The sequence below is a fragment of the Nonomuraea typhae genome, assembly GCF_009760925.1.
Classification (GTDB): domain Bacteria; phylum Actinomycetota; class Actinomycetes; order Streptosporangiales; family Streptosporangiaceae; genus Nonomuraea; species Nonomuraea typhae.
Genome location: NZ_VRLV01000001.1, coordinates 584,468 through 606,147 on the forward strand (window position 1 = coordinate 584,468; position 21,680 = coordinate 606,147).

Genomic DNA, 21,680 nt, shown 5'->3' on the forward strand with positions numbered 1-21,680 from the left:
CGCCTGCGTGGACCTGGGAGGCTGAGCGGCCCGCTCCTAGGCGGTGGGCTTGAGGGTGGCGGCCACGGCGGCGGGCAGGGCGCGCAGGTGGTGGAGCGGCGCCTCCAGCGGCGTGATGCCCTCCGCCCACGGGGCCGCGGCCCTGATGGCGGCGCGGGCCGCGTTCTTGGTCAGGCTCTCACCGCGCTGCCCGGCCGCCGCGATGAGCGCCTCCCGCCAGGTGTTGGCCAGCTTGGCATGGGCGCCGTCCAGGATCTTGCGCACCACTCCGGCCGCCGGGTCGGACGGGGGCGCCTGCCGTACCGCGTCGATGCGGGTGCCGTCGGCGGTCAGGTCGTAGACGGCGGCGAGCACGTCGGGCGGGGGTGCGGGGGCGGCGAGGTAGGCGCGCACGTGAGCGGCGCGGGTGGCCAGCAGCAGACGGGGGAGCGCCGCCTCCAGCCCGGCCGGTACGGCTACCGCCACCCGCCCGGCCGCGGCCGCGTACGGCTTGGCCAGCCAGGTGGACAGCTTGACCCGTGGCCGGCCGAGCTCCTTGGGCCACTCGCCCACGAGCAGGTCGGGCTCGAAGCCGGCCAGGTCGAAGGCGTGCCCGGCGCCGGACTCCACGGACTGCGGCCCCTGGGTGTAGATGGCGGTGGCGACGCGGTCGAGGCGGGCGGCGACGGCCGGGGCGGTCTTGGTGGTGGGGCGCAGCACGTACAGGTCGGCGGCCGAGCCGATGGCCTCGGCTCCCAGGTAGCGGTTGAAGTCGGGGTAGACGGCCTCGTTCAGCAGGTTGAGGGCGGCCAGCGCCTGCTGGACCTTGAAGGCGAGCATCGGCATGCGCTCGCCGGCGCCGTAGGCCAGCAGCACGCGGCCGTCGGGCTTGAGCCCTTCCAGGGCGCGGGCGACGAACAGGCCGATGCCCTCGGGGGTGTAGGGCGGGTCGGTGATGGCCAGGTCGTGCTCGCGGGCGGAGGCCGGCAGCCCGAGGCGCAGGTCGGCCCAGCGGGTGCGCACGCCGAGGTCCTGCTCGTCGAGGTAGGCCAGGATGCGCTCGTCGATGTCCACGACCGTGACCTCGGTCGCCGGGTGGACGAGCCGGACGGCCAGCGAGGTGAGGTCGTGGTCGCCGACGCACAGCAGCCTGGCGCCGGGCAGCCAGAAACGGGTGCCGAGCAGCAGCGCCCGGCGCAGCACGGTCTCGGGGGTGGCGGCGACGTGGTCGAGCGTGTGGCGGCCGCGGGGCGCCTTGGCGACCAGTTCCTCCAGCCGTTCCAGCACGTGGCCGTAGTGGGGCAGCAGGTGGGCGACCGGGTCGGCGGGCGGCGGGGCCAGGGCGAACAGGTCCTGGTAGTCGCCGGCGTGCTCGAGGGGCACGCGCAGGCGCTCGCCGGAGCGTTCCAGGCCGGGCAGCTCCCTGAGCAGGGCCTCGATGCCCCGCCGGGAGGTGGCGGTCTCCCTCACCAGGCCGGCCGGCGTCTGCCACTGGCCGTCGCAGAGCAGGGCCAGCGCGTGCCGGTACCGCCTGCTGTCGATTCCGGCCGCCTCGAGCAGGCGTTCGACCCCTTCGCGCTCCATGGGGGAAGCTTATCGGTCCTGGGATTCCGGGGTTTGGGACACGGAAGTCCGCATCCCGGAACACGGCGAATGTTCGCGATGTGGACCTGCCGGGCACCATTCCGGCAACGTGTTGTAACCTCGGACGCACAACTGCAGCAGGGCCAACGTCGTCCCTCGCCTTTGAAGCACCAAGAGCAACAAGACGAAGAGACGACGGGAGGGATTCAATGCCTGCTGCCCACCTCGGGTTCCCTGAGCCCCAGGGCCTCTACCACCCCGCCAACGAGCATGACGCCTGCGGAGTGGCCATGGTGGCCGACGTCCATGGGCGACGCGGCCACGGCATCGTGGAGAAGGCCCTGGAGGCGCTGTGCAATCTTGATCATCGGGGGGCCAAGGGTAGCGAGCCGGACACCGGCGACGGAGCCGGGATCCTGACGCAGATCCCCGATGCTTTCCTGCGCGCGAACGTGGACTTCGCGCTGCCCGCGGCGGGTGAGTACGCCGTGGGCATGGCCTTCCTGGCCAGTGACTCCGAGGCGCGCGAGATCGGCGTGCGCATGATCGAGGAGATCGCGGCCGAGGAGGGCCTGACCGTGCTCGGCTGGCGGGACGTGCCGGTCGACAGGGAGCTTCCCGGGCCGAGCGCCCGGGCGGTCATGCCGTTCTTCAGCCAGCTGTTCGTGGCCGGGCCCGGCGGGGAGTCCGGGCTGGAGCTGGACCGGCTGGCCTTCTGCCTGCGCAAGCGGGCCGAGCACGAGGTGGACGTCTACTTCCCCTCGCTGAGCTCGCGCACGATCGTCTACAAGGGCATGCTGACGCCCGGCCAGGTCGAGCCGTTCTTCCCCGACCTGACCGACGCGCGCTTCGAGAGCGCGATCGCGCTGGTGCACTCGCGCTTCTCCACCAACACCTTCCCGAGCTGGCCGCTGGCCCACCCGTACCGGTACATCGCGCACAACGGCGAGATCAACACGGTCAAGGGGAACCGGAACTGGATGCGGGCACGTGAGGCGCTGCTGGCCTCGCCGCTGATCCCGGGCGATATTTCGCGACTTTTCCCCATCTGTGACCCGGATGGCTCGGACACCGCCAGCTTCGACGAGTGCCTGGAGCTGCTGCACATCGGCGGGCGCAGCCTGCCGCACGCCGTGCTCATGATGATCCCCGAGGCGTGGGAGAACCACACCGCGATGGACCCGGCCCGCCGGGCCTTCTACGAGTTCCACTCCTCGCTGATGGAGGCGTGGGACGGCCCCGCCTCCATCACCTTCACCGACGGCACGCTGGCCGGCGCCGTCCTCGACCGCAACGGCCTGCGTCCCGGCCGCTTCTGGGTGACCGCCGAGGGCCTGGTCGTGCTCGCCTCCGAGGCGGGCGTGCTGGACTTCAAGCCCGAGCAGGTCGTGCGCAAGGGCCGGCTGCAGCCGGGCAAGATGTTCCTCATCGACACCGCCCGCGGCACGATCATCGAGGATGACGAGATCAAGGCCGAGCTCGCCGCGGCGCTGCCGTACGAGGAGTGGCTGCACGCCGGGCTGGTGCGCTTCGAGGAACTGCGCGCCCGCTCGCGCGAGATCCCCACGCACGAGGCGCTGGTCAAGCGGCAGCAGACCTTCGGCTACACCGAGGAAGAACTGCGCGTCATCCTGTCGCCGATGGCCAGGACCGGCGCCGAGCCGATCGGGTCGATGGGCACCGACACGCCCGTGGCGGTCCTGAGCGAGAAGCCCCGGCTGCTGTTCGACTACTTCACGCAGCTGTTCGCCCAGGTCACCAACCCGCCGCTGGACGCCATCCGGGAAGAGGTCGTCACCTCGATGGCCAGCGTGCTCGGCCCCGAGGGCAACCTGCTGGACCCCGGGCCGACGTCCTGCCGCCAGCTCGTGCTGCCCTACCCGGTGATCGACAACGACGAGCTCGCCAAGATCATCCACATCAACGACGAGGGCGACCTGCCCGGCTTCCACCCGCACACCATCTCCGGGCTCTACCCGGTGGCGGGCGGCGGCGAGGCGCTGCTGCGGAGGCTGGAGGAGATCCGCGCCGAGGCGTCCCGGGCCATCGAGCAGGGCGCGCGCATCCTGATCCTGTCCGACCGCGGCTCCTCGGCCGAGATGGCGCCGATCCCGTCGCTCATGCTGACCGGCGCGGTGCACCACCACCTCATCCAGGAGAAGACCCGCACCAAGATCGGCCTCGTGGTCGAGACCGGTGAAGCCCGCGAGTGCCACCACATGGCGCTGCTCGTCGGGTACGGCGCCGGCGTGGTCAACCCCTACCTGGCCATCGAGACCGTCGAGGACCTGGTCGACAGCGGCGTGCTGCCCCTGGACAAGCACAAGGCGGTGCGCAACCTGATCAAGGCGTACGGCAAGGGCGTCATCAAGGTCATGTCCAAGATGGGCGTGTCCACGGTCGCCTCCTACACCGGCGCGCAGATCTTCGAGGCGCTCGGCCTGGGCGGCGAGGTCGTCGACTCCTGCTTCACCGGGACCACCTCGCGGCTCGGCGGCGTCGGCTTCGCCGTACTGGCCGAGGAGGTCGCGCTGCGGCACCGGCGGGCCTACCCGCGCGCCGAGAACGCGCACCGGCGGCTGGAGGTCGGCGGCGAGTACCAGTGGCGGCGCGAGGGCGAGCCGCACCTGTTCAACCCCGAGACGGTCTTCAAGCTGCAGCACGCCACCCGCACGCGGCAGTACGAGATCTTCAAGGAGTACACGAGCCTCGTCGACTCGCAGGCCGAGCGGCTCATGACCCTGCGCGGGCTGTTCAGGCTCAAGCAGGGGCGCACGCCGGTCCCGATCGAGGAGGTCGAGCCGGTCAGCGAGATCGTCAAGCGGTTCTCCACCGGCGCGATGTCCTACGGGTCCATCTCCCGCGAGGCGCACGAGACGCTGGCCATCGCGATGAACCAGCTCGGCGGCAAGTCCAACACCGGCGAGGGCGGCGAGGAGCCCGACCGGCTCTACGACGTCTCCCGGCGCTCGGCGATCAAGCAGGTGGCCTCCGGCCGCTTCGGCGTCACCTCCGAGTACCTGGTCAACGCCGACGACCTGCAGATCAAGATGGCCCAGGGCGCCAAGCCCGGCGAGGGCGGGCAGCTGCCCGGCCACAAGGTGTACCCGTGGATCGCCAAGACCCGGCACTCCACGCCCGGCGTCGGCCTCATCTCGCCGCCGCCGCACCACGACATCTACTCCATCGAGGACCTGGCCCAGCTCATCCACGACCTGAAGAACGCCAACCCGGCCGCGCGGGTGCACGTGAAGCTGGTCGCGGAGGTCGGCGTCGGCACGGTCGCCGCGGGCGTCTCCAAGGCGCACGCCGACGTGGTGCTGATCTCCGGCCACGACGGCGGCACCGGGGCCTCGCCGCTGACCTCGCTCAAGCACGCGGGCGCCCCGTGGGAGCTCGGCCTGGCCGAGACCCAGCAGACGCTCCTGCTCAACGGCCTGCGCGACCGGATCGTGGTGCAGGTCGACGGCCAGCTCAAGACCGGCCGCGACGTCGTCATCGCGGCGCTGCTGGGCGCCGAGGAGTACGGCTTCGCCACCGCGCCGCTGGTCGTCTCCGGCTGCGTGATGATGCGGGTCTGCCACCTGGACACCTGCCCGGTGGGCGTGGCCACGCAGAACCCGGAGCTGCGCAAGCGCTTCACCGGCAAGCCGGAGTTCGTGGTCAGCTTCTTCGAGTTCATCGCCGAGGAGATCCGCGAATACCTGGCCGAGCTGGGCTTCCGCTCGCTGGACGAGGCGATCGGGCACGCCGAGCTGCTCGACGTCACCGCCGCCGAGCAGCACTGGAAGGCCGCCGGCCTGGACCTGGCGCCGATCCTGCACCAGGTGGAGCTGCCCCTGGGCAGCGACCTGCGCCGCACCAAGCAGCAGGACCACGGTCTGGAGCACGCGCTGGACAACACCCTCATCCAGCTCGCCGAGGGTGCGATCCAGTACGGCGAGCCGGTCAAGCTGGACCTGCCGATCCGCAACGTCAACCGGACCGTCGGCACCATGCTGGGCCACCGCGTCACCAAGAAGTGGGGCGGCGAGGGCCTGCCGGACGACAGCATCGACGTCGCGTTCACCGGCTCGGCGGGCAACTCCTTCGGCGCCTTCATCCCGCGCGGCCTCACGCTGCGGCTGACCGGTGATGCCAACGACTACGTGGGCAAGGGCCTGTCGGGCGGGCGCATCACGGTGAAGCCGCACGACGCGGCGCCGCTGGACGGCCACATCATCGCCGGAAATGTCGCACTTTATGGTGCGACGTCGGGTGAGGCGTTCATCCGGGGTGTCGTCGGCGAGCGCTTCTGCGTCCGCAACTCCGGCGCCACCGCGGTCGTCGAAGGCGTCGGCGACCACGGCTGCGAGTACATGACCGGCGGCCGCGCCGTCATCCTCGGGCCGACCGGCCGCAACTTCGCGGCGGGCATGTCCGGCGGCATCGCCTACCTGCTCGACCTCGACGTCGACCGGGTCAACCGGGAGATGGTCGCGATCGAGGAGCTCACCGCCGAGGACGCGCAGTTCCTGCACGAGACCGTGAGCAGGCACTTCGCCGAGACAGGCTCCATCGTGGCCGCCGAGCTGCTGGGCGACTGGGACAAGGCGCTCGGCCGCTTCGCCAAGATCATGCCGACCGACTACAAGCGGGTGCTGCAGGCCGCCGAGGCCGCCCGCATCGAAGGACGCGACGTCGACGAGGCGGTCATGGCCGCCGCGGTTCAGGGATAGGGGGCTTCCATGGCCGACCCGAAGGGTTTCCTCACGCACGGCAGGGAGCTGCCCGCGCGCCGTCCCGTGGACGTGCGCATCCAGGACTGGAAGGAGGTCTACGCCGGCTTCCCTCCGGCCAAGCTCAACCAGCAGGCCGCCCGGTGCATGGACTGCGGCATCCCGTTCTGCCACAACGGCTGCCCGCTGGGCAACCTGATCCCCGAGTGGAACGACCTCGTCTACCGCGAGGACTTCCAGGAGGCGATCGAACGCCTGCACGCCACCAACAACTTCCCGGAGTTCACCGGCCGCCTGTGCCCCGCCCCGTGCGAGGCCGCCTGCGTGCTCGGCATCAACTCCGACCCGGTGGCGATCAAGCGGGTCGAGGTCGAGATCATCGACCGGGCCTTCGCCGAGGGCTGGGTGCGCCCGCAGCCGCCCGCGGTGAAGACCGGCAAGCGGGTCGCGGTCGTCGGCTCCGGCCCCGCCGGCCTGGCCGCCGCCCAGCAGCTCACCCGCGCGGGCCACGACGTGGTGGTCTTCGAGCGGGCCGACGCCGTCGGCGGGCTGCTGCGGTACGGCATCCCCGAGTTCAAGATGGAGAAGCGGCACATCGACCGGCGCCTGGAGCAGATGCGGGCCGAGGGCACCGAGTTCCGCACGTCGGTGAACGTGGGCGTCGACGTCACCGCCGCGCAGCTGCGCGCGGAGTACGACGCGGTCGTGCTGGCCGGCGGCGCCACCCAGTGGCGTGACCTCCCGGTCGAGGGCCGCTCGCTGAAGGGCGTCTACCAGGCGATGGAGTACCTGCCGCCGGCCAACCGGGCAGTATCTGATGCGCCCGAGTCCGGCGCGGGTGCGAACTCACCTGTCATCAACGCCCGCGGCAAGCACGTGGTCGTGATCGGCGGCGGCGACACCGGCGCCGACTGCATCGGCACCGCCATCCGCCAGGGCGCCGCCTCGGTGACCCAGCTGGAGATCATGCCGAAGCCGCCGGGCGCCCGGCCCGGCTCGCAGCCGTGGCCGACGTTCCCGACGCTGTTCAAGATGGAGAGCGCGCACGAGGAACTGGCGGACGGCGGCGGCGACCGGGTCTACGCCGTCTCCACCCTCGGCTTCGCCGGCGACGCCGACGGCAACGTCAGGGCGCTGCGCCTGGTCGAGGTCGAGGGCCCGCAGAGCGGCTTCAAGCCGATCCCGGGCACCGAGCGGGAGATCCCGGCCGAGCTGGTCACGCTGTCGATGGGCTTCGTCGGCCCGGAGAAGGGCGCCCTGCTGGAGGACCTGGGCGTGGACTACGACAAGCGGGGCAACGTCGCCCGCGACGCCTCGTACATGACCAACGTCCCGGGCGTCTTCTCCGCCGGTGACATCGGCCGCGGGCAGTCGCTGATCGTCTGGGCGATCGCCGAGGGCCGCGCCGCCGCCTCACGGGTGGACGCGTTCCTGACGGGGGAGACGGCGCTGCCGTACCCGATCCTCCCGACCGCGCGGGCGCTGGTGTAGAACCACCGCACGGTACGGCGGAGCGGGCCGGTCGGCCCGCTCCGCTTCACTGTCCGATGCCGGTGAGGAAGGCGGTCATCAGCCCGGATACCGTCTTGGGCTGTTCGGCCAGCATGTCGTGGCTAGCCGCGATCTCCTCGACCCGGACGGCGTCCGGCAGGCCGGTCAGGTCGCGCCGGACGCCCCGGCGGAAGGCGGGCATCAGCTCCGAGGCCGGCGCGCCCGGCGGGTCCTGGGCCGGGATCACCACCAGGGCCGGGCAGCCGACCCGGCGCAGGAGCGGGATCGTGTCGCGGAACTCCGGGCTGTGGCGCACCGCCTCCAGCAGGGCGGCGCCGGGGCGGGCGTAGACCTGGCCGTCGCGCTCGGTCAGCGCCCGTGCGGGGAACCGCGCCCGCATCTCCGGGGACAGCGGCAGGGCCATCGCGGCCGCCTGCGCGTCGAAGGCCGCCTTGAGCGCGGCCAGTTCCCTCGTGGGGTCGATGCCCGGGTAGTTGCCCGGGTCGTTCTCGGCCGAGCGCAGGCCGTCGAGGTTGACGATCGCGGGGCAGTCCGGGTGGCGAAGAGCCCATTGGACGGCCAGCATCCCGCCCAGCGAATGCCCGGCCACGACCGGGTTGCCCAGGGCGAAGTGCGCGATCACCGCCTCGACGTCGTCCAGGGCCTTCTCCCAGTCCCACGGGCCGTCGCCGGAGTGGCCGTGGCCGCGCAGGTCCATGGCGAGCGTCCGGTGGCCCGCCAGGTGCACCGCGTCCCAGGACTCCAGGGTGCCGCCGAGGCCGTGCAGCAGGAGCACCGGCTCGCCGAGACCGCCGTGGTCGCGGACGGCCAGGGGGATGTCGTGGTCAGTGATGGTCACGTCGAGAGGCATGAGGCTCCAGGGGTTGGTTCAGCCGGGCGTGAACGGATCGCGTGGTGACCCCGCCGTCGGGGTGGCGGTCGAGCTTGTTGCGCTTGACGAGGTCGTGGACGCCCTGCCGGGTGATGCCGAGCATCGCTCCGGCCGTGGCGAACGGCACCGCCTCCCTGCCCGGGTGCCCGGCCCGACGGGCCACCGCCCGGCCGAAGGCGGTGCGCCACCAGGCGTCCGGCGGGTCGAACGGGCCGTCTCCCGGGAAGGCGGCGGCGATCAACCGCGCCGCCGTACGGACCGCGAGGGCGTGATCGGGGCCCAGCAGCTGCGCGGCCCACACCTCGGCCTCGACGCGCAGCTGCTTCCTGATGGGCTCCACCTGCTCCGCCGAGCCGAACAGGATCTCCAGCGGGTCGGTGATGCGCCGCTCGACCAGGCCGATCAGCTCCTGGGCCAGGGCGACGTGCTCGCTCGTACTCACTTGACAGACGATAGCAAGTACTTGCGCAGAAACGTCAAGTAGGCGGCGCGGTGAGTTTTCGTCACCCGGAGGGTCTGTAATGTGAGCGAGCGCAAAGGAGCGAACCATGACCGAACCCCAGACCCGCACCATCGAGGTGCCCGGTGCCACGATCACCTATGACGTACGGCCGGCCGAAGGGAGCACGGAGCCGCCGCTGATGATGATCGGCTCGCCGATGGACGCCACCGGTTTCGGCACGCTGGCGGGGCACTTCCCCGACCGCACGGTGGTCACCTACGACCCGCGCGGCGCCGGTCGCAGCGTGCGCGCCGAGGGCGCCGGGGAGTCCACGCCCGATCTGCACGCCTCCGACCTGCACCGGGTCATCGACGAGCTCGGGCTGGGTCCGGTCGACCTCCTGGCCAGCAGCGGCGGCGCGGTGAACGCGCTCGCCCTGGTCGCCAAGCACCCCGGCGACGTCAGGACGCTCGTGGCCCACGAGCCGCCCGCGGCCCAGGAGCTGCCCGACCGCGAGCAGGCGCTCGCCCTCATCCAGGACATGCGCCAGACCTACGACAAGGACGGCTTCGCCCCCGCCATGGCCCAGTTCATGGCCATCACGTCGATTCGCGGGCCGCTGCCCGGCGACCTGTCCGGCGTCCAGTTGCCCGACGTCGCGCAGATGGGCTTCCCGACCGAGGACGACGGGACCCGCGACGACGTGCTGTTCGCGCAGAACCTCATCACCTGCACCCACTACCACCACGACTTCGACGCCCTGCGCGCCGCCTCCACCCGCATCGTGGTCGCGGTCGGGGAGGAGTCGGAGGGCGAGATGGCGCACCGGGGCGGCCTGGCCGTCGCCGAGCGGCTCGGCAGCACGCCCGTGACCTTCCCCAGCCACCACGGCGGCTTCGCCGGAGGCGAGTTCGGGATGCCGGGCAAGCCCGAGGAGTTCGCCGCCACCCTGCGCAGGGTTCTCAGTCAGTAGCGCGAACAGTGCGGCCGGCCCCGGACTCCGTTGTCCGGGGCCGGCCGCGGTTCATGGGCCTCAGGCCACCTTGCCCGAGGGGGCCGTCCAGGTGTTGCAGGCCGACGGCGACTCGGCCGCGAACCCCTTGTTGAACCAGCGGGCCCGGTTGTCGCGGGTGCCGTGATCGTTGGTCTTGGCGCCCTTCTCGTCGCCGATCGCCCACGCGACGGCGATGATCGTGCCCCACTCCGGCAGCGAGCGCCGCTGGGCCTCCCAGACGCTGCTGACGTAGACGCCGGCCAGGCAGTCGGCCTGGAGCTCGTAGCGGCGCTGGGCCTCGAGCTCGTGGGCCTTGGAGACGTACTTCTCGCTGACGGCGGCCGCGAAGATGCCGCTCTCCCGCTGCACGTGGTGGCCGTACTCGTGCGCCATGACCAGCATGAACCCCACCTCCGGCGCGTACTCCCTGACCACGCCGGGCAGGTAGACGCCGATCTGGCCGGTCGGGTTGCAGTAGGCGCCGGGCAGGACGTCCTCCACCTTCACCTGGCAGAACGGCTCGGAGCCCTTGGTGTAGTAGCGGAACGACGGCTTGCCGAGCGGTAAGCGGGCGGCCCGCATGTGCTTGCTCCAGGCCGTGTTCAGGCAGCCGAAGGACGTGGTCAGGTAGCCGCGCACGGTGCCGTGGCCGCGGTCGGTCAGCGCCGGAGTCTTGCAGGCACCCTGCTGGAACTGGCCCGTCTGGTACAGGGCGTTGTGGGTGAGCCGGCGACTCTTGATCGGGTAGGCGGGCTGATCCGCCATCGCCGGGCTCGGCGCGAGGCTGATCAGGGCCGCGGCGGAGATCGCGGCGGCGGCGAAGGCTCTCATGGGGTTCACGGTGCCGGGCCGCCCTTGAAACCCGGTTGCCGCCGGCCTGAAAGCCACTGCACTTATCACTGGATTCCGAAATATCGGGATGAAGTTGCGTCGATTGGTGAGTGTCGGAAAAGATGCGAGACCTGGGCAGGAACATTGGGGGACAAATGCCGCGGATCACTTCGGGGTTGGCCGGCCTGGCCGTCATGACCTCCCTGACCGCCTGCGCCACCGCCCTCCCCGCCACCCCGGGCCTTCCCGGCAGCCCCGGGATCACCGGGGCCGGGATCACCGCTCCGGCCCGGGCCGGCGCCTCGGGCGACTTCCTCGTCTTCTACGCCGACGGCAAGCGGCGCGAAGCGCTCGCCGCGATCGGCCGGGCGGGCGGCTCCGCCGTACGGACTGAAGAACGGCTCGGATACGTGCAGGCCAGGGCGGTCGGGGAGCGCTTCGCGGCGGCCCTTGACGCCGACCCGGCCATCGTGGGCGTCACCGCGGACCGGCGCATCGGCTTCGCGACCGCCCGGCCCGCGAAGGGCGCCGCGGTCCCGGACATCTCCGCCAGGGAAGGCCGCCCCAAGGCCGGCGAACCGCTGGCCGGACGGCAGTGGGACATGCGCATGATCGGCGCCGACCTGGCCAACGCCGCGTTCAAAGGCTCCAGGAAGGTGCTGGTCGGCGTCATCGACACCGGCATCGACGGCAACCACCCCGACATCGCCCCGAACTTCAACCGCGGGCTGTCCCGCAACTTCGTCACCGACCGTCCCAAGGACCAGAACGGCGAGACCCTGGACGGCGCCTGCGAGGTCGCGAGCTGCCAGGACCCGGTGGACCGTGACGACGACGGCCACGGCACCCACGTGGCCAGCACCATCGCCTCCCCGGTCAACGGCGTCGGCATCGCCGGCGTGGCCCCCGGCGTGCAACTGGTCAACCTGCGGGCGGGCCAGGACTCCGGCTTCTTCTTCCTCAAGCCCAGCCTCGACGCCCTGACCTACGCCGCCGACATCGGGGTGGACGTGGTCAACATGAGCTACTACGTCGACCCGTGGTTGTACAACTGCACGAACAACGCCGCCGACAGCGAGCGTGAGCGCTCCGAGCAGCGGGCCGTCGTCACCGGCATGCAGCGGGCCCTCGACTACGCCCGGGGCAAGGGCGTCACGCTCATCTCCGCGCTCGGCAACGGATCCGCCGACCTCGGCAAGCCCAAGCTCGACAAGGCCAGCCCCGGCTACCCGCGCGGCGACGAGCGCGTGCGCCGGGTCGACAACTCCTGCCTCAACGTGCCGGCGGAGTCCGGCGGCGTCATCTCGATCACCGCGCTCGGCCCCTCCGGCCGCAAGGCCATCTACAGCGACTACGGCCTCGAGCAGGCCGACCTGTCCGCGCCCGGCGGCGACGCCCTGGACGGGCCGACCGTCTCGCCCACCCGCTCCATCCTGGCCGCCGCCCCGGAATCCGCCCTGCGCGCCGCCGGCAAGCTCGACCGCGACGGCCGGCCGAAGAACGGCGAGGTCCTCCGCGACTGCGCCGGCGGCGCCTGCTCCTACTACCAGTATCTCGACGGCACCTCCATGGCCGCCCCGCACGCCACCGGCGTCGCCGCCCTCCTCATCAGCCGCTTCGGCAAGCCCGGCAAGGGCGGCCTCGAACTCGACCCGGCCACGGTCGAGAAGCTCCTGTACAAGACGGCCACGCCGCGCCCCTGCCCGTCCCCGCGGGCCTACGTCTACCGCGTGTACGGCGAAGCCCAGACCCACACGTGCGAAGGCGGCAAGGACAAGAACGGCTTCTACGGCCACGGCCTGGTCAACGCCCTGAACGCCACGACGGCCGTCAAGTAGCTACATTGAGGTCATGGGGTACCGCCTCATCGCCGATGCCGCGATGCTGGTGCACTTCGCCTTCCTGCTCTACATGGCGGTCGGCGGCTTTCTCGCCTGGCGGTGGCCGCGCACGATCTGGATCCACCTGGGTGTGGTCGCCTGGGGCGTGCTCTCCATCACCACCGGCATCGAGTGCCCGCTGACCGTCGCCGAGAACTGGGCCCGTGAGCGCGCCGGCCAGCAGGGGCTGTCCGGCACCGGCTTCATCGACCACTACGTCGAGGGCGTGATCTACCCAGAGGAATACACACTCTTGGCGCGCTGGGGTGTGGCCGTTCTCGTGCTGTTCTCCTACGTCGGCTACGTTCTCCGACGTCGATGGAGGCTTTCCGGAACGCTGGCCGGCAGTGGGGATTAGGCATCCGATCCCGGCAGTGGTCTGTACCAATATAGGGTGGGACCCGTGACTCGTCGCGCGAAAATCGTCTGCACACTAGGCCCCGCCACATCCACCCCCGAGCGTCTGCGTGAGCTGATCGCCGCTGGTATGGATGTCGCCCGTTTCAACCTCTCTCATGGCAACCATGAACTGCACAAAGAGGTCTACGACCGGGTGAAGGAGGTGGCGGCCGACCTCGGCCGCGGCGTAGGCGTGCTCGCCGACCTGCAAGGCCCGAAGATCCGCGTGGGCACCTTCGAGGAGGGCCCGGTCCGCCTCGGCTTCGGCGACGTCTTCACCATCACCACCGAGGACGTGCCCGGCGACCGCGAGCAGGTCTCCACCACCTACAAGGGCCTGGCCAACGACGTCCGCGCCGGCGACACCATCCTCGTCGACGACGGCCGCCTCGTGCTCGAGGTCACCCGCGTCGACGGCCAGCGCGTCACCACCCGCGTCGTCATCGGCGGCATGATCTCCGACAACAAGGGCCTCAACCTGCCCGGCGTCAACGTCACCGCCCCCGCCCTGACCGACAAGGACGAGGCCGACCTGCGCTGGGCGCTGCGCACCGGCTTCGACATGATCGCCCTGTCGTTCGTGCGCCGCCCCTCCGACGCCGACGTGGTCCGCAACATCATGGAGCAGGAGGCCGTCCGCCTGCCGCTCCTCGCCAAGATCGAGAAGCCGCAGGCCGTGGACCGCCTGCCGGAGATCGTCGAGGCGTTCGACGGCATCATGGTCGCCCGCGGCGACCTGGGCGTCGAGCTTCCCCTGGAAGAGGTGCCGATCGTCCAGCGGCGCATCATCGAGCTGTGCCGGGAGAAGGCCCGCCCGGTCATCGTCGCCACCCAGATGCTCGACTCGATGATGAGCGCCCCGCGCCCCACCCGCGCCGAAGCCTCCGACGTCGCCTACGCGGTCATGGACGGCGCCGACGCCGTCATGCTGTCCGGCGAGACCTCGGTCGGCAACTATCCGATCGAGGCGGTCTCCACCATGGACCGCATCGCCTGCGCCGCGGAGAAGACCTCTCTGCACGCCACCCACAGCCTCGACCGCCTGCCCGAGACCACCGGCGGCGCCATCGCCCGCGCCGCCGCCGAGGTGGGCGCCATCGTGGGGGCCAAGGCCCTGATCGCCTTCACCATGTCGGGGGAGACCGCGCGCCGCCTGGCCCGCTACCGCTCGCCCATCCCGCTGCTGGCCTTCACCTCCGCGCCCCACGTGCGCGGGCAGCTCTCGCTCACCTGGGGCGTCGAAACGTTCCACGTTCCGTTCGTGCACCACACCGACGACATGGTGCGCCAGGTGGAGGCGTCCCTGCTGTCGCTGGGCCGCCTGGAGAAGGGCGACAAGGTCGTCATCGTGGCCGGCTCGCCTCCCGGCACCCCGGGCTCGACCAACGCCCTCCGCGTCCACACCATCGGCTCCGCGGTCTCCCACGCCCACTAGCGGCGGCTCTCCTCGTCGTTACGCCGAAGCCCCCGCCCGCCGCCGACGGTCCCCACGGCGAAGCCCCCGTACCCTCACCCGCCGTCGGCGGTCCCCCTTTTTTACTTACGGCGAAGCCCCCTTACCCCCACCCGCCGTCGTGGGCGGGCCCAGGTCGGGGGGATCGCTTCTCACGTCGGACGTGGCCGGGCGCCGTTACGGCGCCCGGCAGCCGATTCCGCGGCTGCCCTGCCAGGCGCTCCATGCGGGACGCCTTGCCATGCGCCCCATGTGCCAGGCCCAGACCTGCACACCAGCCACCACGTGCCTCAGGTGGTGGTCCGCGCACCAGCGACCACGCCTCAGCTGGTCCGCGCACCAGGGACCACGCCCCAGTTGGTCCGCGCATCAGCCACTACGCGCTTCAGCTGGCCCGCCCGCGTGACCCCGGCTGCCTAAGGGCGACCGCACACCCCGGCCCACGCACCCTTGCCCCGAGCCTCCCCGTGCCCACCGCGGACCTTCTCCCCGGCGGCCACCCGCTCCTCAGGCGCTGTGAAGAGAGGGCGGGGAGGCGGGGCCGCGGAGGGTGGTTGGTTGGAGGGGAGCCGGGGCTAGTCAGTTGGCGTGGAGGGCGGCGTTGAGTTCGGTGCCGATGCCGGAGCGGGGGGCGGCTTCCACCGCGCCCGACTGGGAGTTGCGGCGGAACAGCAGCCCGCTCGACCCCGACAGCTCCTTGCCCTTCACCACGCGCCCGTCCGGCAGCGCGATCTTGGTGCCGGCCGTGACGTACAGCCCGGCCTCGACCACGCAGTCGTCGCCGAGCGAGATGCCCACGCCGGCGTTGGCCCCCAGCAGGCAGCGTTCGCCGATCGCGATGACCTCCTTGCCGCCGCCCGACAGCGTGCCCATGATGGAGGCGCCGCCGCCCACGTCCGAGCCGTCGCCGACGACCACGCCGGCCGAGATGCGGCCTTCGACCATGGAGGCGCCCAGCGTGCCGGCGTTGAAGTTGACGAAGCCCTCGTGCATGACGGTCGTGCCGGCGGCCAGGTGGGCGCCGAGGCGGACGCGGTCGGCGTCGGCGACGCGCACGCCGGACGGCAGCACGTAGTCGACCATGCGGGGGAACTTGTCCACGCCGAAGACGGTCACGGCGCCCTTGGCGCGCAGGCGGACCCTGGTCTGCTCGAACCTCTCGACCGCGCACGGCCCGTGGCTGGTCCACACGACGTTGGCCAGCAGCCCGAACAAGCCGTCCAGGTTCAGCCCGTGGGGACGCACCAGGCGCGCGGACAGCAGGTGGAGCCGCAGGTAGGCGTCGTGGGCGTCGGCCGGGGCCGCCGACAGTTTGGCGATGCCGGTGCGCACGGCGACGACCTCGACGCCGCGCACCGGGTCGGGGCCGGTCAGCGCCGCCAGGTCACCGGCCTCGTCGCCGAGCAGCTTCTCGGTGCCGCTGAAGCCGGGCTCACCCAGCTCGGGCGAGGGAAACCAGGTGTCGAGCACGGTGCCGTCTGCGGCGATGGTGGCCAGGCCGATGCCGTGGGCGCCGGTCGCAGTGGGATCGATAGCAGTCACGGTGCCCAAAATACCGGGTCAGATGGTGCCGAGGTCCGCCGACAGCCAGTGCTCGGGCCGCATGTGGAAGGTGACGAGCACGGCCAGGTTCGACTGGCCGACGTACCCGCTGACGGCGTCGTCAGCCATATACCGAGCGGCAATCCCAGTCATTTCCTCCACCGTTGTTGGATTTTTCGCGACAACCGGCCCTTCGACGGAGACATACCGATATGTCGGATGGATGCGCTGCGCCAGCATCGACACCCTGCCGGCCTTGCCGATGAGCTTCGCCTTGACCGAATCTCCGTCGGTCAGGAACGACACCAGCCCGCCCGGCGCGTAGTCGTACCAGATCGGCACGTTCAGCGGCGCCCGCCCCTCACCCGCATCCACCGCCACCGCCCCGATGTGCGGCCCGGCCAGAAACGCCTCCCGATCGGCAACGCTCAACGCCACGGCAACCCCCCGAAGATCACGTCCTTGTCCCCGACCCTAGCTCTACCCATGCGAACGGCACCCCACTAGGGTCTGCCGCGTGCTGCTTCGGATGTATTTCACCGCCGCCGCCGACCTGGACCTTCTCCGGGGCCCGCAGGCACTGGGCCTGCCGTACGCGGCGGACTGGGAGTTCGGCGTCACCCTCGACCAGCTCACCGCCGACCTGTTGGGCCGCGACGTGAGCGAGTTCGGCGACCACGTCAAGGTGGCGTGCGACAAGCAGTTCGCAGTGTGGCGGGCGCCGGCCGCGACCGTCGCCGGGTTGGCCGCGATCACCGACGAACGGCTGGCGGAATACTGCGAGGAGGAACTGCTGAGCCAGGAGGAGATCGCGGGCACGCGCGACCTGCGTGATGTGGCCGCTGCGGCCGTGGCGACCGGCAAGAACCTCTACCGCTGGTCGTTCGCCTGACCGCGCAGGGCGTCGAACAACTCCTGCTTGCGCCAGGGCGGCAGCTTGTAGCCCAGGTCCGAGCGCACCAGGAGCGCGTAGCCATCCTCCCGCGACCGATGAACCAGCGACTCGAGGGCGTGCTCCGCGATCCGGCGGTGCCGCTCCTCCGGCCAGGTCCCGACGATCTGGTGTGCGGTTCGCGCCCGTTCGGCGGCGCGGTCGATCAGCGCGTGATCGGGCCGGTCGGGCATCCGCTGCGTGTGGAAGTCGACGCCGTCGAAGCTCACCCCCGCCAGGTCGGCCTCGGTGAAGTCGTTCCCGGTGACCTCATCGCCCCAGAACACCAGACCCTTGTTCCGCCCGGTGAAGACGCAGTCCACGAAGTCGACGTCGTCGCCGACGCCGGTCAGGCGGGATCGGTCGAACAGGCACCGCTCGAAGCGCGCCCGATGCCACATGGAGGACGTGATGCGGGTGCGCCGGAACACGCAGTCGACGAAACGGGAGTTGAAGACCGCCAGGTAGTCGAAGCCAGCCCGGGTGAAGTCACAGCGTTCGAGGACACAGCCCATGATCCACAGGTCCTCATCTTGAAGTCCGGAAAAATCCGTGTCTGTGTAGACCTGCTCTGACCACTCCACCAGCGGATCATACGGCCCGCCCGCCGTACGCAGGCTGAAGGACGCCGAACGCCACCCTGACCGTCAGGCCGCCTCCGGGGTTGGCCGTGGCCGAGACGGTCGCGTCGTGGGCCCGGGCGATGGAGGCCACGATCGACAACCCCAGCCCCACCCCCTCGCCCGGTGTGTGCTGGCGTTCGTGCAGGCGGCGGAACGGCTCGAACAGCAACGGCACCACCTCGGCGGGCACCTCGGGGCCGGTGTTCGACACCGTCAGGCCCTCGGGCCCGGTGGTGATCTCCACCCGGCCGCCGGGGTGGTTGTGACGGACGGCGTTGGCCACCAGGTTCTGGACCAGGCGCTCCAGCAGGACCGGGTCGCCCGGGACCACCAAAGGCTCGCCGCGGACCTCGGCGCCCGCGTCGTCGCCCAGTGCCGCCGCGATGTCGTGCACGGCCACCGGCTCGCGCCGCTCCAGGCCCTGCTCGGACGCCGACCCTCCGGCTCCGGCAAGTCCACGCTCCTGCACATCGTCGGCACGCTCGACCTGCCCACCAGCGGCGGCGTCCGCATCGTCGGCCACGAGGCGGCCGCGCTGCGCGACCGTGAGCTGTCGGCGCTGCGCGCCCGGCACATCGGCTTCGTCTTCCAGGCGTTCCACCTCATGCCCGGCGTCACCGCCCTGGACAACGTGGCCGACGGCCTCCTGTACACCGGCCTGCCCGCCGCCGTGCGCCGCCGCCGGGCCGCGGCGGCCCTCGACCGCGTCGGCCTGGCCGACCGCATGTCCCACCGGCCCCACGAGCTGTCCGGCGGGCAGAAACAGCGCGTCGCCATCGCCAGGGCGGTCGTCGGCGCGCCCGACCTGCTGCTGGCCGACGAACCCACCGGCGCCCTGGACAGCGCGTCCGGCGGTGCCGTACTCGAGCTTCTGCACGAGCTGAATCGCGAGGGCGCGACCATCGCGGTCATCACCCACGACGCCGAGATCGCCGCCACCCTGCCGCGGCAGGTGCGCGTGCGCGACGGGCGGGTGATCGGCTGATGGCCGGACTGGCTCCCGCCCGGCTGCGGCCCCGCGACGTCGCCCTGGTCGGGTCGGCCGGGCTGCGCAACCGGCCCATGCGCGTGGTGCTGTCGGCGCTCGGCATCGCGATCGGCATCGCCACCATGATCGCCGTGGTCGGCATCTCGGCCTCCAGCAGGGAACAGCTCATGCGTCAGCTCGACAGCCTGGGCACCAACATGCTCGTCGTGACGCCCGGCGACTCGATGTTCTCCGGCGAGGCGGCCGAACTTCCCAAGGAGGCGCCCGCGATGGCCGCCCGGATCGCCGGCGTCGAGCGGGTGGCAGCCATCGGCGGCGTCGCCCATTCCGTCTATCGCAGCGACCGGATCGACGAACGCGACACCAACGGCATCACCGTCGCGGCCGCCCAGGAGTCCCTGCTGCGCACGCTGCGCGGCAGCATGGCCACGGGCGCCTGGCTCAACGCCGCCACCGGCCGCTACCCCTCCGTCGTCCTCGGCCACGTCGCCGCCCGCAGGCTCGGCATCACCGAACCCGGCCGCCAGGTCTACATCGGCGGCCGCTACTTCACCGTGACCGGCATCCTGGCCCCGCTGCCGATGGCCGAGGAGATCGAGCGCTCCGCCCTGGTGGGCTGGCACGCCGCCCAGGACCTGCTGGGCTTCGACGGCCATCCGAGCGCCATCTACGAACGCTCCACCGACGAGAGCGTGGTGAAGGTCCGCGACCTGCTGCCCCGCACGGTCAGCCCGCGGCACCCGGAGGAGGTCGAGGTGACGGACCCGTCCTCGGCCCTGCAGGCCAAGGCGGCCTCGGCCGGCGCCTTCACCAACCTCCTGCTCGGCCTGGGCGGCGTCGCCCTCCTGGTCGGCGGCGTGGGGGTGGCCAACACCATGATCATCTCGGTGCTGGAGCGCCGCCACGAGATCGGCCTGCGCCGCGCCCTGGGCGCCACCCGGGGGCAGATCCGCCTGCAGTTCGTGGCGGAGTCGCTGCTGCTGTCGGGGCTCGGCGGGCTCGCGGGCGTGCTCCTGGGCGCAGCGGCCACCTGGGTGTTCGCGCTGGCGGGGGGAATGCCGTGGGTGGTGCCGCTCTGGGCGGTCATCGGAGGCTTCGCCGCCACTCTGGTCATCGGCACCGTGGCCGGGCTCTATCCGGCGGTGCGGGCCGCCCGCGTGTCGCCGACGCTGGCGCTGCACGCGGGCTAGGGAGCTGAGGGGTGCCGGAAGCGGGACTCGAACCCGCACGCCCTTTCGAGCAGGCGCTTTTGAGGCGCCGATGTCTGCCTATTCCATCATTCCGGCTGGTGAATCGGGAAATGTCCCGATCTGATCCGGGACCCATACCTGAGATGATCAGGAAGGGGCACCGGCGTGGATCTAATGTAGCGGACATCGGTACTCTTCTGCTCGTGAGTACGCAGCGGCGAGTGGTGATCGCGGAAGACGAGGCGCTGATCCGCCTCGACCTCAAGGAGATGCTTGAGGAAGACGGCTACGTCGTCGTCGGCGAAGCGGGCGACGGCGAGCAGGCGATCCTGCTGGCCACGCAGCTCAAACCCGACCTGGTCATCCTCGACGTCAAAATGCCCGTGCTGGACGGCATCTCCGCCGCCGAGCGCATCGTCGCCGACCGGGTCGCCCCGTGCCTGATCCTCACCGCCTTCTCCCAGCGCGACCTGGTCGAGCGGGCCAGGGACGCGGGCGCGATGGCCTACCTGGTCAAGCCGTTCACCAAGGCGGACCTGGTGCCCGCGATCGAGATGGCGGTCAGCAGGCACGAGGAGATGGTGGCGCTGGCCGAGGAGGTCTCCAGCCTGTCGGAGCGGCTGGAGACCCGCAAGCTGGTCGAACGGGCCAAGGGCCTGCTCATGGCCGCGCACGGGTGGAGCGAGCCGCAGGCGTTCCGCTGGATCCAGAAGGCGTCCATGGACCGGCGGCTGAGCATGCGCGAGGTGGCGCAGATCGTGGTGGCCGACGCGGCCAAGGCCATCGGAGACGCATAGCCGCCCGGAGATTCATCGCCGCCGCGGGCTCACAGCCCGCAGGTCTTGCGGGCGTAGCCGAGGATGAGCTCGTCCAGGCGCCCGCCGGGGGTCTGGACGGCGTCCGAGCGGAACACCAGATACCTCGGCTCGCCGGCGCCTAGCGCCACGCGGGCGTTGAAGAGCATGGCGATCTTGGCTTCGGCGAAGGCGTGGGGGTCGCAGCGGCCGGGGGTGATCCGGACGGGGATGTCCAGTTGCGCCGTGCCCGGTGCGAGCGTCGCGCCGTCGGCTTTCAGCTCATAGTGGACGTTGCCTGACAACTCCTTGATGGTCACGGCTTCGTTGCCATTGCGTCTCCTGACGGTAACAACGCCGTGGAGAGCCTTGTCCTTCTCCTCCCACGCCGGGCCGAAGCCGATCTCGACCGCCTGCTTGACGAGGAACGCCTCACACTCCTCGGCGAACAGCTTGCGCAGCAGCGGGTCGGGGTGGGGGAGCGCCCAGGTCACCTCGCGCAGCGGCCCGTCACCGGTCCTGACGTGCGCGACCACCGTCGCCGGGCGCAGGTCCGGTACGGCTCCCGCCGCGCAGTTGGCCTCGCCGTACGGGATGCGCAGCGCGACCGGGACGGTCTTGACGGCGGTGTCCATCCGCGCGAAGGCGGTGTCCTTGAAGGAAGGGCCGGTCAGGCGCACGTCGGAGACCCAGACGGGGGTGCTCGCGCTGTTGGCCATGAGCACGCTGAGCATGTGCTTGGGCATGTCGGATCGGCCCTGCGTGAGGGTGACGGTGAGGCCGGGCGGCGGGGCCGTCGAGGGGGGCTCTGGAGTGCCTGCGCAGGCGGCCGTGAGCAGGGCCAGGGCGATGAGGGAGGTGGTGCGCTTCACATCGCCACAGTAGGCGGGGGCGGCGGTGGCGCCAGGTTAAGGAGTCGTCACGACTGCGCATCGTAAGGTCCCGGCCG

19 protein-coding genes and 1 tRNA gene are annotated in these 21,680 nt (G+C 71.4%); 10 read left to right on the forward strand and 10 right to left on the reverse strand.

The features are described from left to right. Nucleotides 1–36: 36 nt before the first annotated feature. On the reverse strand, nucleotides 37–1,563 hold the full coding sequence (locus FVE25_RS02705) for a bis-aminopropyl spermidine synthase family protein (RefSeq protein ID WP_157244755.1): 1,527 nt from the start codon (nucleotides 1,561–1,563) through the stop codon (nucleotides 37–39). A 209-nt stretch (nucleotides 1,564–1,772) separates the two neighbouring features. Between FVE25_RS02705 and gltB the strand changes: the two genes are divergently transcribed. Continuing rightward, a complete protein-coding gene (gltB, locus tag FVE25_RS02710) occupies nucleotides 1,773–6,281 on the forward strand; it encodes a glutamate synthase large subunit (RefSeq protein WP_157244756.1) in 4,509 nt (1,502 codons plus the stop codon). 9 nt (nucleotides 6,282–6,290) lie between these two features. Beyond that, entirely contained in the window at nucleotides 6,291–7,772 is a 1,482-nt protein-coding gene (locus FVE25_RS02715) for a glutamate synthase subunit beta (protein ID WP_157244757.1), read from the forward strand. Between the two features lie 46 nt (nucleotides 7,773–7,818). Here FVE25_RS02715 and FVE25_RS02720 read toward each other — a convergent pair whose 3' ends face one another. Beyond that, complete coding sequence (locus FVE25_RS02720; protein ID WP_219825275.1) at nucleotides 7,819–8,631, reverse strand: alpha/beta fold hydrolase; 813 nt, start codon at nucleotides 8,629–8,631, stop codon at nucleotides 7,819–7,821. Then, on the reverse strand, nucleotides 8,618–9,106 hold the full coding sequence (locus tag FVE25_RS02725) for a hypothetical protein (protein WP_157244759.1): 489 nt from the start codon (nucleotides 9,104–9,106) through the stop codon (nucleotides 8,618–8,620). The genes FVE25_RS02720 and FVE25_RS02725 overlap by 14 nt, the downstream gene beginning before the upstream one ends. A 106-nt stretch (nucleotides 9,107–9,212) precedes the next feature. Here FVE25_RS02725 and FVE25_RS02730 point away from each other — a divergent pair, with 106 nt between their 5' ends. Continuing rightward, nucleotides 9,213–10,079, forward strand: a complete 867-nt coding sequence (locus tag FVE25_RS02730) for an alpha/beta fold hydrolase (RefSeq protein ID WP_157244760.1) — start codon at nucleotides 9,213–9,215, stop codon at nucleotides 10,077–10,079. A 60-nt stretch (nucleotides 10,080–10,139) separates the two neighbouring features. Here the strand turns inward: FVE25_RS02730 and FVE25_RS02735 are convergent, their stop codons facing one another. Then, nucleotides 10,140–10,931, reverse strand: coding sequence for a neutral zinc metallopeptidase (locus FVE25_RS02735; RefSeq protein ID WP_157244761.1), 792 nt, complete (start codon nucleotides 10,929–10,931; stop codon nucleotides 10,140–10,142). Between the two features lie 155 nt (nucleotides 10,932–11,086). Between FVE25_RS02735 and FVE25_RS02740 the strand changes: the two genes are divergently transcribed. Genes FVE25_RS02740 through pyk form a run of 3 tightly spaced genes read left to right on the forward strand, consistent with a single transcriptional unit; the run spans nucleotide 11,087 to nucleotide 14,645 of the window. Then, on the forward strand, nucleotides 11,087–12,769 hold the full coding sequence (locus tag FVE25_RS02740) for a S8 family peptidase (protein ID WP_157244762.1): 1,683 nt from the start codon (nucleotides 11,087–11,089) through the stop codon (nucleotides 12,767–12,769). 13 nt (nucleotides 12,770–12,782) lie between these two features. Beyond that, on the forward strand, nucleotides 12,783–13,169 hold the full coding sequence (locus tag FVE25_RS02745; protein WP_157244763.1) for a DUF2784 domain-containing protein: 387 nt from the start codon (nucleotides 12,783–12,785) through the stop codon (nucleotides 13,167–13,169). Between the two features lie 45 nt (nucleotides 13,170–13,214). Continuing rightward, nucleotides 13,215–14,645, forward strand: coding sequence for a pyruvate kinase (gene pyk, locus FVE25_RS02750; protein WP_157244764.1), 1,431 nt, complete (start codon nucleotides 13,215–13,217; stop codon nucleotides 14,643–14,645). Nucleotides 14,646–15,242: 597 nt separating this feature from the next. Here pyk and dapD read toward each other — a convergent pair. Together dapD and FVE25_RS02760 are read right to left on the reverse strand one after the other, a co-directional pair. Continuing rightward, on the reverse strand, nucleotides 15,243–16,205 hold the full coding sequence (gene dapD, locus FVE25_RS02755; protein ID WP_157244765.1) for a 2,3,4,5-tetrahydropyridine-2,6-dicarboxylate N-succinyltransferase: 963 nt from the start codon (nucleotides 16,203–16,205) through the stop codon (nucleotides 15,243–15,245). An 18-nt stretch (nucleotides 16,206–16,223) separates the two neighbouring features. Then, a complete protein-coding gene (locus tag FVE25_RS02760) occupies nucleotides 16,224–16,643 on the reverse strand; it encodes a pyridoxamine 5'-phosphate oxidase family protein (RefSeq protein WP_157244766.1) in 420 nt (139 codons plus the stop codon). Nucleotides 16,644–16,722: 79 nt separating this feature from the next. Between FVE25_RS02760 and FVE25_RS02765 the strand changes: the two genes are divergently transcribed. Further along, nucleotides 16,723–17,097, forward strand: coding sequence for a hypothetical protein (locus tag FVE25_RS02765; protein ID WP_157244767.1), 375 nt, complete (start codon nucleotides 16,723–16,725; stop codon nucleotides 17,095–17,097). Here the strand turns inward: FVE25_RS02765 and FVE25_RS02770 are convergent. Together FVE25_RS02770 and FVE25_RS02775 are read right to left on the reverse strand one after the other, a co-directional pair. Further along, a complete protein-coding gene (locus FVE25_RS02770; protein WP_157244768.1) occupies nucleotides 17,076–17,651 on the reverse strand; it encodes a pentapeptide repeat-containing protein in 576 nt (191 codons plus the stop codon). The genes FVE25_RS02765 and FVE25_RS02770 overlap by 22 nt on opposite strands. Nucleotides 17,652–17,727: 76 nt before the next feature. Further along, entirely contained in the window at nucleotides 17,728–18,159 is a 432-nt protein-coding gene (locus tag FVE25_RS02775; RefSeq protein ID WP_246266550.1) for a sensor histidine kinase, read from the reverse strand. On the opposite strand from FVE25_RS02775, the gene FVE25_RS02780 reads away from it, so the two are divergent. Both FVE25_RS02780 and FVE25_RS02785 read left to right on the forward strand, forming a co-directional pair. Continuing rightward, on the forward strand, nucleotides 18,148–18,744 hold the full coding sequence (locus FVE25_RS02780; RefSeq protein WP_157244770.1) for an ATP-binding cassette domain-containing protein: 597 nt from the start codon (nucleotides 18,148–18,150) through the stop codon (nucleotides 18,742–18,744). The two genes, FVE25_RS02775 and FVE25_RS02780, sit on opposite strands and share 12 nt — an antisense overlap. Beyond that, the gene (locus FVE25_RS02785; RefSeq protein WP_157244771.1) at nucleotides 18,744–19,937 is read left to right on the forward strand and encodes an ABC transporter permease; all 1,194 of its coding nucleotides are present in this window, start codon (nucleotides 18,744–18,746) and stop codon (nucleotides 19,935–19,937) included. The genes FVE25_RS02780 and FVE25_RS02785 overlap by 1 nt, the downstream gene beginning before the upstream one ends. Before the next feature lie 12 nt (nucleotides 19,938–19,949). Here the strand turns inward: FVE25_RS02785 and FVE25_RS02790 are convergent. After that, nucleotides 19,950–20,033, reverse strand: a tRNA-Leu gene (locus FVE25_RS02790). A gap of 125 nt (nucleotides 20,034–20,158) precedes the next feature. Between FVE25_RS02790 and FVE25_RS02795 the strand changes: the two genes are divergently transcribed. Beyond that, nucleotides 20,159–20,734 carry an ANTAR domain-containing response regulator gene (locus FVE25_RS02795; RefSeq protein ID WP_157245471.1) on the forward strand — a complete coding sequence of 192 codons (576 nt, stop codon included), beginning with the start codon at nucleotides 20,159–20,161 and terminating at the stop codon, nucleotides 20,732–20,734. A gap of 29 nt (nucleotides 20,735–20,763) precedes the next feature. Here the strand turns inward: FVE25_RS02795 and FVE25_RS02800 are convergent, their stop codons facing one another. Further along, a complete protein-coding gene (locus tag FVE25_RS02800) occupies nucleotides 20,764–21,603 on the reverse strand; it encodes a hypothetical protein (protein ID WP_157244772.1) in 840 nt (279 codons plus the stop codon). Nucleotides 21,604–21,680: the final 77 nt, after the last annotated feature.

What these genes read in the sequence shown, in the direction of transcription:
- FVE25_RS02705 (WP_157244755.1), bottom strand. Translation starts at nt 1,563, where the DNA reads ATGGAGCGCGAAGGGGTCGAACGCCTGCTCGAGGCGGCCGGAATCGAC.
- gltB (WP_157244756.1), top strand. Translation starts at nt 1,773, where the DNA reads ATGCCTGCTGCCCACCTCGGGTTCCCTGAGCCCCAGGGCCTCTACCAC.
- FVE25_RS02715 (WP_157244757.1), top strand. Translation starts at nt 6,291, where the DNA reads ATGGCCGACCCGAAGGGTTTCCTCACGCACGGCAGGGAGCTGCCCGCG.
- FVE25_RS02730 (WP_157244760.1), top strand. Translation starts at nt 9,213, where the DNA reads ATGACCGAACCCCAGACCCGCACCATCGAGGTGCCCGGTGCCACGATC.
- FVE25_RS02735 (WP_157244761.1), bottom strand. Translation starts at nt 10,931, where the DNA reads ATGAGAGCCTTCGCCGCCGCCGCGATCTCCGCCGCGGCCCTGATCAGC.
- FVE25_RS02740 (WP_157244762.1), top strand. Translation starts at nt 11,087, where the DNA reads ATGCCGCGGATCACTTCGGGGTTGGCCGGCCTGGCCGTCATGACCTCC.
- FVE25_RS02745 (WP_157244763.1), top strand. Translation starts at nt 12,783, where the DNA reads ATGGGGTACCGCCTCATCGCCGATGCCGCGATGCTGGTGCACTTCGCC.
- FVE25_RS02770 (WP_157244768.1), bottom strand. Translation starts at nt 17,651, where the DNA reads ATGGGCTGTGTCCTCGAACGCTGTGACTTCACCCGGGCTGGCTTCGAC.
- FVE25_RS02785 (WP_157244771.1), top strand. Translation starts at nt 18,744, where the DNA reads ATGGCCGGACTGGCTCCCGCCCGGCTGCGGCCCCGCGACGTCGCCCTG.